Source organism: Mesorhizobium sp. WSM4822 (assembly GCF_055811155.1).
Window position 1 is genome coordinate 1 of record NZ_JBVVQM010000040.1, and the last position, 10220, is coordinate 10220.

Consider the following 10220-nt stretch of genomic DNA (forward strand, 5'->3'; position numbering starts at 1 on the left):
GTGATGCCGGGCGACAACATCACGGTCGATGTCGAGCTGATCGTGCCGATCGCCATGGAAGAGAAGCTGCGCTTCGCCATCCGTGAAGGCGGCCGCACCGTCGGTGCCGGCATCGTCGTCACCATCAAAGAGTAATTTGGACTTAAACCGATCTGTCGCGGGCGCGGGAGTTGCCCGCGCCGCGCCAGAACAAGGAAGTGACGCATGAACGGACAGAATATCCGCATCCGCCTTAAGGCGTTTGACCACCGCGTGCTCGACGCCTCGACGAAGGAAATCGTGTCGACGGCCAAGCGTACCGGCGCAAACGTCCGCGGCCCCATTCCGCTGCCGACGCGGATCGAAAAGTTCACGGTCAACCGGTCGCCTCATGTCGACAAGAAGAGCCGCGAGCAGTTCGAGATGCGCACGCACAAGCGTCTGCTCGACATCGTCGATCCGACCCCGCAGACGGTCGATGCTTTGATGAAGCTCGATCTGGCCGCCGGCGTCGACGTCGAGATCAAGCTCTAAGGGAATGAGAGCGCGGTAAGGGGCGGTGCCCCTGGCCCGGAACTCTAAAGGAATTGAACCGATGCGTTCAGGTGTGATTGCAAAGAAGGTGGGAATGACCCGCATCTACAACGATGCCGGGGAACATGTTCCCGTCACCGTTCTCCTGATGGAGAACTGCCAGGTCGTGGCCCAGCGCACGCAAGAGAAGAATGGCTACACCGCCGTTCAGCTCGGCGTTGGCCTTGCCAAGGTGAAGAACACGTCGAAGGCGATGCGCGGCCATTTCGCGACCGCTTCCGTCGAGCCGAAGGCGAAGGTCGCCGAGTTCCGCGTCTCCGCCGACAACATGATCGATGTCGGCGCCGAGATCACTGTCGAGCACTTCGTCGCCGGCCAGAAGGTCGATGTGACGGGCACGACGATCGGCAAGGGCTTTCAGGGCGTCATCAAGCGCCACCACATGGGCGGTGGCCGTGCAACGCACGGTAACTCGGTTTCGCACCGTACGCACGGTTCGACCGGCCAGCGTCAGGACCCGGGCAAGGTGTTCAAGGGCAAGCATATGGCTGGCCACATGGGCGACACCCGCGTCACCACGCAGAATGTCGAGATCGTATCGACCGACGCCGACCGCGGCCTGATCCTGATCCGCGGTGCGGTTCCCGGATCGAAGGGCGCCTGGATCCTGGTCCGCGATGCGGCCAAGGTGGCACTGCCGGCCAATGCGCCGAAGCCTGCCGCGATCCGCGCCGTTGCTGCCGAAAGTGGCGCCAAGAACGAGGCTCCGGCCACAGAGGGAGCGGAATAATGGATCTCAAGATCACAACGCTGGGCGGCAAGGACGCCGGCAAGGTGGAACTCTCCGACGAGATTTTCGGCCTTGATCCGCGCGAAGACATCCTGCAGCGCGTCGTGCGCTGGCAGCTTGCCAAGAAGCAGCAGGGCACGCACAAGACCAAGGGTCGCGCCGAGATCGCGCGCACCGGCGCCAAGATGTACAAGCAGAAGGGTACGGGCCGCGCCCGTCACCATTCGGCACGCGCTCCGCAGTTCCGCGGCGGCGGCAAGGCCCACGGCCCGGTCGTTCGCAGCCACGAGCACGAACTGCCGAAGAAGGTTCGTGCTCTCGGCCTCAAGCATGCTCTCTCGGCCAAGGCCAAGAGCGCGTCGATCATCATCATCGACGAGCTGAAGCTGACCGAGGCCAAGACGAAGGCGCTGATCGCGAATTTCGCGACGCTGGGCCTGACCAACGCTTTGCTGATCGGCGGCGCCGAGCTTGACAAGAACTTCAAGCTGGCGGCGACGAACATCCCCAACATCGACGTGCTGCCCATCCAGGGCATCAACGTCTACGACATTCTGCGCCGCGGCACGCTGGTCCTTTCGAAGGCCGCCGTCGAGGCTCTCGAGGAGCGTTTTAAATGACCGACCTTCGTCATTACGACGTGATCGTCTCGCCGGCGATCACCGAAAAGTCGACCATGGCCTCCGAGCAGAACAAGGTCGTCTTCAACGTCGCCAAGAAGGCGTCGAAGCCGGAAATCAAGGCCGCCGTCGAAGCGCTGTTCGGCGTCAAGGTGATGGCCGTGAACACGCTTGTCCGCAAGGGCAAGATCAAGCGCTTCCGTGGCACGGTTGGCCGCCAGAGCGACGTCAAGAAGGCGGTTGTGACGCTGGCCGATGGCCAGTCGATCGACGTCGCGACGGGTCTCTGAGCAAGGCCGCGAGGACAGAACAATGGCACTGAAAAAATTCAACCCGGTAACGCCCAGCACCCGTCAGCTGGTCATCGTCGACCGCTCGGGCCTCTACAAGGGCAAGCCCGTCAAGGGTCTGACCGAAGGCCTGACCAAGTCGGGCGGCCGCAACAATCACGGTCGCATCACCGCCCGCTTCATCGGCGGTGGTCACAAGCGTTCGTACCGCATCATCGACTTCAAGCGCCGCAAGTTCGACGTCGTCGGCACGGTCGAGCGCATTGAATACGATCCGAACCGCACCGCCTTCATCGCGCTGATCAAGTATGACGATGGCGAGCTGTCCTACATCATCGCTCCGCAGCGTCTGGCTCCCGGCGACAAGATCGTCTCCGGTGAATCGGTCGATGTGAAGCCGGGCAATGCGATGCCGCTGGCTTCGATGCCGGTCGGCACCATCGTCCACAACATCGAGCTGAAGCCGGGCAAGGGCGCTCAGGTCGCTCGTTCGGCAGGTGGTTACGGTCAGCTGGTCGGTCGTGACCAGGGCATGGCGATCCTGCGCCTCAATTCGGGCGAGCAGCGTGTCGTTCACGGCTCCTGCATGGCCACTGTCGGCGCCGTGTCCAATCCGGACCACGGCAACATCAATGACGGCAAGGCCGGTCGCACGGTTTGGCGTGGCAAGCGCCCGCACAATCGCGGCGTGACCATGAACCCGGTCGACCATCCGCACGGCGGCGGCGAAGGCCGCACATCGGGTGGCCGCCATCCGGTTTCGCCCTGGGGCAAGCCGACCAAGGGCAAGAAGACGCGGTCCAACAAGGCGACCGACAAGTTCATCCTGCGCTCGCGCCATCAGCGCAAGAGCTAAGAAGAGGTAACGCCAAGTGACTCGTTCGATTTGGAAAGGCCCCTTCATTGACGGCTACCTTCTCAAGAAGGTGGACAAGGTTCGTGAAGGTGGTCGCAATGAGGTGATCAAGATGTGGAGCCGTCGCTCCACCATCCTGCCGCAGTTCGTCGGCTTCACCTTCGGTGTCTACAACGGCCAGAAGCATGTTCCCGTCTCGGTGAACGAGGACATGGTCGGTCACAAGTTCGGTGAATTCGCTCCGACCCGGACCTATTACGGTCACGGCGCGGATAAGAAGGCGAAGAGGAAATAATCATGGGCAAGGCCAAAGCTCCGCGCAGGCTTGCTGATAACGAAGCGCGCGCCGTATTGCGCACGATCCGTATCAGCCCGCAGAAGCTGAACCTCGTTGCCGCGCTGATCCGCGGCAAGAAGGTCGCGACAGCGCTTTCCGATCTCGAATTCTCGGCCAAGCGGATTTCCGGCACGGTCAAGAAGACGCTGGAATCGGCAATCGCCAACGCGGAAAACAACCACGACCTGGATGTCGATGCACTGATCGTGGCGGAAGCCTATGTCGGCAAGTCGATCGTCATGAAGCGGTTCCATGCCCGTGGCCGCGGTCGCGCCAGCCGTATCGAGAAGCCGTTCTCGCACCTCACGATCGTCGTTCGTGAAGTCGAAGAAAAAGGGGAGGCCGCATAATGGGCCAGAAAGTCAATCCGATCGGTCTTCGCCTCGGCATCAACCGCACCTGGGATTCGCGCTGGTTCGCGAACACCGGCGAGTACGGCAAGCTGCTGCATGAAGACATCAAGATCCGCAAGTATCTCGAGAAGGAGCTCAAGCAGGCTGCCATCTCGAAGGTCGTGATCGAGCGTCCGCACAAGAAGTGCCGCGTCACCATCCACGCCGCGCGCCCGGGTCTGATCATCGGCAAGAAGGGCGCCGACATCGAGAAGCTTCGCAAGAAGCTGATGGAGATGACGAAGTCCGAGACGCACCTCAACATCGTTGAAGTGCGCAAGCCGGAAATCGACGCGACCCTGGTCGCCCAGTCGATCGCCCAGCAGCTCGAGCGTCGTATCGCGTTCCGCCGCGCCATGAAGCGTGCCGTTCAGTCGGCGATGCGCCTCGGGGCCGAAGGCATCCGCATCAACTGCGCCGGCCGCCTCGGCGGCGCCGAGATCGCGCGCATGGAATGGTATCGCGAAGGCCGCGTGCCGCTGCATACGCTGCGTGCGGACGTCGACTACGGTACGGCCGAAGCGCACACGGCTTATGGCATCTGCGGCGTCAAGGTCTGGGTGTTCAAGGGCGAAATCCTTGAGCATGACCCGATGGCTTCGGAGCGTCGGGCCAGCGAAAGCGACGCAGCGCATGGCGGTGGTGGTGATCGCGAACGCGGTCGTCGTCGCGAAAACGCCTGAGACATTTAGGAATTTGGAGTTAGAACGATGCTGCAGCCAAAGCGCACAAAGTTCCGCAAGCAGTTCAAGGGCCGTATCCATGGTACCGCAAAGGGCGGCACCAACCTGGATTTCGGTGGTTTCGGGCTGAAGGCGCTTGAGCCGAACCGCGTCACCGCACGTGAGATCGAGGCGGCCCGCCGCGCGATCACGCGTGAAATGAAGCGCGCTGGTCGCGTCTGGATCCGTATTTTCCCGGACGTGCCGGTCACTTCGAAGCCGACCGAAGTCCGCATGGGTAAGGGCAAGGGTGCGGTCGACTACTGGGCGGCGCGCGTCAAGCCGGGCCGTATCATGTTCGAGATCGACGGCGTCAATGAAGAAACCGCCCGTGAGGCACTGCGTCTCGGCGCGGCCAAGCTCTCGGTCAAGACGCGCTTCGTGCAGCGCATCGCAGAATAAGGACGGGCTGATCATGAAAGCCGAAGACATCCGGACCAAGACCCAGGACCAGCTGACCGACGACCTGGCCAGCCTGAAGAAGGAGCAGTTCAACCTGCGCTTCCAGAAGGCCACCGGCCAGCTCGAGAAGACCGCGCGCGTGAGACAGGTCCGTAAGGATATTGCGCGTATCAAGACCATCGCTGCGGAAAAGTCCGCGGCTAAGAAGGCTTAAGGACGAAAACCATGCCAAAGCGCATTCTGCAGGGCACCGTCGTCAGCGACAAGAACGAGAAGACGGTTGTCGTCAAGGTCGAACGGCGCTTCACGCATCCCGTGATGAAGAAGACCGTGCGCATGACCAAGAAGTACAAGGCGCACGACGAAAACAACGCCCACAAGGTTGGCGATCAGGTGTTCATCCAGGAATCGAAGCCGATTTCCAAGGACAAGCGCTGGATCGTCGTGTCTTCGGACCAAGCCTGACCTCGGGCGTAAACAACGAATTTTGGACAGACCGGGGAGGGGCTTTGAGCCCATCCCGTTAGAAGAGAAGAAGGCGGCCAGTCATGATTCAGATGCAAACAAACCTCGACGTCGCGGATAATTCCGGCGCCCGTCGTGTCATGTGCATCAAGGTGCTGGGCGGCTCGAAGCGGAAATACGCTTCCGTGGGCGACATCATCGTGGTGTCGATCAAGGAAGCCATTCCGCGCGGCCGCGTAAAGAAGGGCGATGTGATGAAGGCGGTCGTGGTTCGCACGGCCAAGGACATCCGCCGCCCGGACGGCAGCGTGATCCGTTTCGACAAGAACGCGGCCGTTCTCGTCGACAACAAGAAAGAGCCGATCGGCACGCGTATCTTCGGACCGGTTCCGCGCGAACTCCGCGCCAAGAACCACATGAAGATCATCTCGCTCGCGCCTGAAGTGCTGTAAGGAGCCGGACCAATGCAAAAGATTAGAAAAGGCGACAAGGTCGTCGTGCTGGCCGGCAAGGACAAGGGCCGTTCGGGCGAAGTCCTCTCGGTGCAGCCGAAGGAAGACACCGCGCTGGTGCGCGGCGTCAACATGATCCGTCGTCACCAGAAGCAGTCCCAGTCCCAAGAGGGCGGGATCATCACCAAGGAAGCGCCGATCCAGCTGTCGAACATCGCGCTGGCCGACCCCAAGGATGGCAAGCCGACCCGCGTCGGTTTCATCTTCCAGAAGGACGGCAAGAAGGTGCGCGTCGCCAAGCGCTCGGGAGAAGTCATCAATGGCTAAGGCTCAATCCAAGCAGGCGACCGCGAACAACACGCCGCGCCTCAAGCAGGTCTACAACGAGACCATCCGCAAGGCGTTGCAGGAACAGTTCGGCTACGACAACGAGATGCAGGTTCCGCGCATCGACAAGATCGTGCTGAACATGGGCGTTGGCGAAGCGACCGCCGATTCGAAGAAGCCTTCGATCGCGGCCGAAGACCTGGCGATGATCGCCGGCCAGAAGGCCGTCGTCACCCGCGCCCGCAACTCGATCGCCGGCTTCAAGGTCCGCGAGAAGATGCCGATCGGCGCTAAGGTCACGCTGCGCAAGGAACGTATGTACGAGTTCCTCGACCGTCTCGTGAACATCGCACTGCCACGCGTCCGCGACTTCCGCGGGCTCAATCCGAAGAGCTTCGATGGCCGTGGCAACTACGCCATGGGCATCAAGGAACACATCGTGTTCCCGGAGATCAACTACGACAAGGTTGATCAGATCTGGGGCATGGACGTCATCGTTTGTACGACTGCGAAGACGGATGACGAAGCCAGGGCATTGCTCAAGGCTTTCAACTTCCCCTTCCGCCAGTAACGGCAGCGAGAAAAGGAAAAATCTGAAATGGCAAAGACCAGCTCAGTCGAGAAGAACAACAGGCGCCGCAAGCTTGCCGACCAGTACGGTCCCAAGCGCGCTGCCCTGAAGGCGATAATCATGGATCAGTCCAAGCCGATGGAAGAGCGTTTCCGCGCTCAGCTCAAGCTTGCCGCCATGCCGCGCAACTCGGCCAAGATCCGCATCCGCAACCGCTGCGAAGTCACCGGCCGTCCGCGCGCCTACTATCGCAAGCTCAAAGTATCGCGCATCGCGCTTCGTGATCTCGGCAATAACGGCCAGATCCCGGGCCTGGTCAAGTCGAGCTGGTAAGGAGGACATAACATGTCATTGAGCGATCCTCTCGGCGATATGCTGACCCGCATCCGCAACGCGTACGGCCGCAAGAAGTCGAGCGTTTCGACGCCGGCTTCGCGTCTGCGCACCCGCGTCCTCGACGTGCTGAAGGCTGAAGGCTATATCCGCGATTACAGCCAGACCGACTTCGACAACGGCAAGTCCGAAATCGAGATCGAGCTGAAGTATTTCGACGGCGCGCCGGTCGTGCGCGAAATCGCCCGCGTCTCGAAGCCAGGCCGCCGCGTCTATGTGTCGGCCAAGTCGATTCCGCAGGTCGCCAACGGCCTCGGCATCGCCATCCTTTCGACACCGAAGGGCGTGATGGCCGACCATGAAGCACGTGAACAGAACGTCGGCGGTGAGATCCTCTGCCAGATCTTCTGATCTGGCAGTTGACCGCAAAGTGGAATCCGGTCTTCGGATCGTTCCCGAAGACAGAGACCTGAAACAAGAGAAGTGACGAGGACAACAAAATGTCTCGTATTGGAAAGAAACCCGTTTCGCTGCCGCAGGGCGTGACCGCGACCGTCAACGGCCAGACCGTGACGGCGAAGGGCCCCAAGGGTGAGCTGAAGTTCGTGGTGAACGACGAAGTGCTGGTCAAGATGGAAGGCAGCGAGATCGCTGTCCAGCCGCGCGACCAGACCAAGACCGCCCGCTCCAAGTGGGGCATGTCGCGCACGCAGATCGTCAACATCCTGCAGGGCGTCAAGGACGGTTTCGAGAAGAAGCTCGAGATCACCGGCGTCGGCTATCGCGCGGCACTTCAGGGCAAGAACCTGCAGCTGGCGCTTGGCTTCAGCCATGACGTCGTCTATGAGACGCCGGCCGGCATCACCATTACCGTGCCGAAGCCGACCGAAATCACCGTGGCCGGCATCGACAAGCAGCAAGTCGGCCAGGTTGCGGCCGAGATCCGCGAGTATCGCGGTCCCGAGCCCTACAAGGGCAAGGGCGTCCGCTATGCCGGCGAGAAGATCGTCCGCAAGGAAGGCAAGAAGAAGTAGCGGGCCTGGCCTCGGGAAGTTGAGGCCAAGCCAAGAAGTGTAACGCCGCGGGGAGCGGTCGCGGGAGGCGCTTTCGCCTACCGCATATGGCGGCCCCCGTTTTTTGAAGGCAAGGAAGACCATCATGGGTACCAAGGAATCCACGCAGCGCCGCGCGCAGCGCGTCCGTCGTCAGATCAAGAAGGTCGCCGGCGAGCGTCCGCGCCTGTCGGTCCACCGCACGTCGAAGAACATCTACGTGCAGGTCATCGACGACGCCAAGGGCCACACCATCGCTGCCGCTTCGACACTCGAGAAGGACCTCAAGGGTTCGCTCAAGACCGGCGCCGACACCGCCGCCGCCGCTGCGATCGGCAAGCTGATCGCCGAGCGCGCCACCAAGGCCGGCGTCAAGGAAGTCGTTTTCGACCGCGGTGCCTACATCTATCACGGCCGCGTCAAGGCGCTCGCCGAGGCTGCCCGCGAAGGCGGCTTGAGCTTCTAAGCATAGTCCCGAAAAGTTGCAGACTTTTCGGATAGGGATTATGCGAAGGAATTGATTTCGCCCCCGGTGACCGTTTCCCGATTTATTCGGGGCGAGGCACCGGATCTTATCAGCAACCGTGCTTCCGGAAAAAAACAAGGAACAGGATATGGCACAGGAACGTAGGGATGGCGGCCGCGGCCGCGATCGTGAAGAACGCGATGACGGCATGGTGGACAAGCTCGTCCACATCAACCGCGTCGCCAAGGTCGTCAAGGGCGGCCGTCGCTTCGGTTTTGCAGCACTCGTCGTCGTCGGCGACCAGAAGGGCCGCGTCGGCTTTGGTCACGGCAAGGCGCGCGAAGTGCCGGAAGCCATCCGCAAGGCAACTGAATCGGCCAAGCGCGACATGATCTTCGTGCCGCTGCGCTCGGGCCGTACGCTGCATCACGACGTCGAAGGACGCTGGGGTGCTGGACGCGTGCTGCTGCGCGCCGCCAAGCAAGGTACCGGCATCATCGCCGGTGGCCCGATGCGCGCTGTCTTCGAGACGCTCGGCATGCATGACGTGGTCGCCAAGTCGATGGGTTCGTCGAACCCCTACAACATGGTTCGCGCCACCTTCGACGCGCTGAAGAGCCAGATGCATCCCAAGGATGTGGCTGCTGCTCGCGGCATCAAGTATTCGACCCTTCAGGCCCGCCGCGGCACCGCCGTTGCGGCTGAAGAATAGTCGATCTGACCAGGGATTTTGACCATGGCCAAGAAAGCAACCAAGACCATCACCGTTGAGCAGATCGGTTCGCCGATCCGCCGTCCGAAGGAGCAGCGCGCGACGCTGGTCGGCCTCGGCCTCAACAAGATGCACAAGCAGCGCACGCTGGAAGATACGCCCTCCGTGCGCGGCATGATCGCTGCCGTCCAGCATCTCGTCCGCGTCGTGGACGAGGGCTGAGCCAGAGCGCAGGAGAACTCAGATGAAACTCAACGATCTGCGTGACAAGGACGGCGCGACGCACTCCAAGAAGCGTCTCGGCCGTGGTATCGGCTCCGGCTCCGGCAAGACCGGCGGTCGCGGCGTCAAGGGCCAGAAGGCGCGCTCCGGCGTCGCCATCAACGGCTTCGAGGGTGGCCAGATGCCGCTCTACCGGCGCCTGCCGAAGCGTGGCTTCAACAACATCTTCGCCAAGAGCTTCACCGTCGTGTCGCTGGCCCGCATCCAGGTGGCCATCGATGCCAAGAAGCTCGACGCCAAGGCGACCGTGACGGCTGAATCGCTGGTTGCCGCCGGCGTCATCCGCCGCGTCAAGGACGGCGTGCGCATCCTCTCGGACGGCGAGATCAAGGCGAAGCTCGCCTTTGACGTCGCCGGCGCCTCCAAGGCCGCGATCGAGAAGATCGAAAAGGCCGGCGGTTCGGTCAAGCTGCCGCAGGAAAAGGCAGCTGCCGAGTAACGGCAATTTGAAGCGCGATCGGCAGGAGTGGGATCCGTTTTTGCTCACGATTGCGCTTTGATCTGCTCGACGAGGCGGGCCCCCGGAACCCCGCCCCGGCCAATTTTATAGACCCCCGGGATAAAGGGGACATAAGGGAAAAAACCCCCCCCAACCCCCCGCCCACAAAACATTAAACAACCACAAAAAACACAAGGGT

Annotated in this window: 22 protein-coding genes; all 22 read left to right on the top strand. The window is 61.7% G+C overall.

Annotation, left to right across the window (positions count from 1 at the left end):
* Positions 1–135 (top strand): EF-Tu C-terminal domain-related protein (locus AC0L3E_RS33890; RefSeq protein ID WP_473606819.1); only part of this gene is annotated, 135 nt, incomplete at its 5' end.
* A gap of 69 nt (positions 136–204) precedes the next feature.
* Positions 205–513 carry a 30S ribosomal protein S10 gene (gene rpsJ / locus AC0L3E_RS33895; protein WP_010909272.1) on the top strand — a complete coding sequence of 103 codons (309 nt, stop codon included), beginning with the start codon at positions 205–207 and terminating at the stop codon, positions 511–513.
* Between the two features lie 61 nt (positions 514–574).
* On the top strand, positions 575–1303 hold the full coding sequence (gene rplC, locus AC0L3E_RS33900; RefSeq protein WP_013531422.1) for a 50S ribosomal protein L3: 729 nt from the start codon (positions 575–577) through the stop codon (positions 1301–1303).
* The gene (gene rplD, locus AC0L3E_RS33905; protein WP_013531423.1) at positions 1303–1923 is read left to right on the top strand and encodes a 50S ribosomal protein L4; all 621 of its coding nucleotides are present in this window, start codon (positions 1303–1305) and stop codon (positions 1921–1923) included. Before rplC ends, rplD begins: the two co-directional genes overlap by 1 nt.
* Positions 1920–2213: a 50S ribosomal protein L23 gene (locus AC0L3E_RS33910; protein WP_013531424.1), complete on the top strand. Its 294-nt coding sequence runs from the start codon at positions 1920–1922 to the stop codon at positions 2211–2213. Before rplD ends, AC0L3E_RS33910 begins: the two co-directional genes overlap by 4 nt.
* A 22-nt stretch (positions 2214–2235) precedes the next feature.
* On the top strand, positions 2236–3069 hold the full coding sequence (gene rplB, locus AC0L3E_RS33915; protein WP_024505067.1) for a 50S ribosomal protein L2: 834 nt from the start codon (positions 2236–2238) through the stop codon (positions 3067–3069).
* Positions 3070–3085: 16 nt separating this feature from the next.
* Positions 3086–3364, top strand: a complete 279-nt coding sequence (gene rpsS / locus AC0L3E_RS33920; RefSeq protein ID WP_006205463.1) for a 30S ribosomal protein S19 — start codon at positions 3086–3088, stop codon at positions 3362–3364.
* Positions 3365–3366: 2 nt separating this feature from the next.
* Complete coding sequence (gene rplV / locus AC0L3E_RS33925; protein WP_006205462.1) at positions 3367–3756, top strand: 50S ribosomal protein L22; 390 nt, start codon at positions 3367–3369, stop codon at positions 3754–3756.
* Positions 3756–4481 carry a 30S ribosomal protein S3 gene (gene rpsC / locus AC0L3E_RS33930; RefSeq protein ID WP_013531426.1) on the top strand — a complete coding sequence of 242 codons (726 nt, stop codon included), beginning with the start codon at positions 3756–3758 and terminating at the stop codon, positions 4479–4481. The genes rplV and rpsC overlap by 1 nt, the downstream gene beginning before the upstream one ends.
* 27 nt (positions 4482–4508) lie before the next feature.
* The gene (gene rplP, locus AC0L3E_RS33935; RefSeq protein WP_013531427.1) at positions 4509–4922 is read left to right on the top strand and encodes a 50S ribosomal protein L16; all 414 of its coding nucleotides are present in this window, start codon (positions 4509–4511) and stop codon (positions 4920–4922) included.
* A 13-nt stretch (positions 4923–4935) separates the two neighbouring features.
* The gene (gene rpmC / locus AC0L3E_RS33940; RefSeq protein ID WP_006205459.1) at positions 4936–5136 is read left to right on the top strand and encodes a 50S ribosomal protein L29; all 201 of its coding nucleotides are present in this window, start codon (positions 4936–4938) and stop codon (positions 5134–5136) included.
* Between the two features lie 11 nt (positions 5137–5147).
* Entirely contained in the window at positions 5148–5387 is a 240-nt protein-coding gene (gene rpsQ / locus AC0L3E_RS33945; RefSeq protein WP_010909280.1) for a 30S ribosomal protein S17, read from the top strand.
* An 83-nt stretch (positions 5388–5470) separates the two neighbouring features.
* Complete coding sequence (rplN, locus tag AC0L3E_RS33950; RefSeq protein WP_006205457.1) at positions 5471–5839, top strand: 50S ribosomal protein L14; 369 nt, start codon at positions 5471–5473, stop codon at positions 5837–5839.
* A gap of 12 nt (positions 5840–5851) precedes the next feature.
* Positions 5852–6166 carry a 50S ribosomal protein L24 gene (gene rplX, locus AC0L3E_RS33955; RefSeq protein WP_013531428.1) on the top strand — a complete coding sequence of 105 codons (315 nt, stop codon included), beginning with the start codon at positions 5852–5854 and terminating at the stop codon, positions 6164–6166.
* Positions 6159–6737, top strand: a complete 579-nt coding sequence (gene rplE / locus AC0L3E_RS33960) for a 50S ribosomal protein L5 (protein ID WP_127270613.1) — start codon at positions 6159–6161, stop codon at positions 6735–6737. The genes rplX and rplE overlap by 8 nt, the downstream gene beginning before the upstream one ends.
* 27 nt (positions 6738–6764) lie before the next feature.
* Positions 6765–7070, top strand: coding sequence for a 30S ribosomal protein S14 (gene rpsN, locus AC0L3E_RS33965; protein ID WP_013895695.1), 306 nt, complete (start codon positions 6765–6767; stop codon positions 7068–7070).
* A gap of 12 nt (positions 7071–7082) precedes the next feature.
* The gene (rpsH, locus tag AC0L3E_RS33970; RefSeq protein WP_013531431.1) at positions 7083–7481 is read left to right on the top strand and encodes a 30S ribosomal protein S8; all 399 of its coding nucleotides are present in this window, start codon (positions 7083–7085) and stop codon (positions 7479–7481) included.
* Between the two features lie 89 nt (positions 7482–7570).
* Positions 7571–8104 (top strand): 50S ribosomal protein L6, encoded by a 534-nt coding sequence (gene rplF / locus AC0L3E_RS33975; RefSeq protein WP_013895694.1) that lies wholly within the window; start codon positions 7571–7573, stop codon positions 8102–8104.
* Positions 8105–8228: 124 nt separating this feature from the next.
* Positions 8229–8588 carry a 50S ribosomal protein L18 gene (gene rplR / locus AC0L3E_RS33980; protein WP_027038735.1) on the top strand — a complete coding sequence of 120 codons (360 nt, stop codon included), beginning with the start codon at positions 8229–8231 and terminating at the stop codon, positions 8586–8588.
* 148 nt (positions 8589–8736) lie between these two features.
* Positions 8737–9300 carry a 30S ribosomal protein S5 gene (rpsE, locus tag AC0L3E_RS33985; RefSeq protein WP_006333394.1) on the top strand — a complete coding sequence of 188 codons (564 nt, stop codon included), beginning with the start codon at positions 8737–8739 and terminating at the stop codon, positions 9298–9300.
* Between the two features lie 24 nt (positions 9301–9324).
* The gene (gene rpmD / locus AC0L3E_RS33990; RefSeq protein WP_006205449.1) at positions 9325–9522 is read left to right on the top strand and encodes a 50S ribosomal protein L30; all 198 of its coding nucleotides are present in this window, start codon (positions 9325–9327) and stop codon (positions 9520–9522) included.
* 22 nt (positions 9523–9544) lie between these two features.
* Positions 9545–10021 carry a 50S ribosomal protein L15 gene (gene rplO, locus AC0L3E_RS33995; protein WP_013531434.1) on the top strand — a complete coding sequence of 159 codons (477 nt, stop codon included), beginning with the start codon at positions 9545–9547 and terminating at the stop codon, positions 10019–10021.
* The last annotated feature ends 199 nt before the right edge of the window (positions 10022–10220 follow it).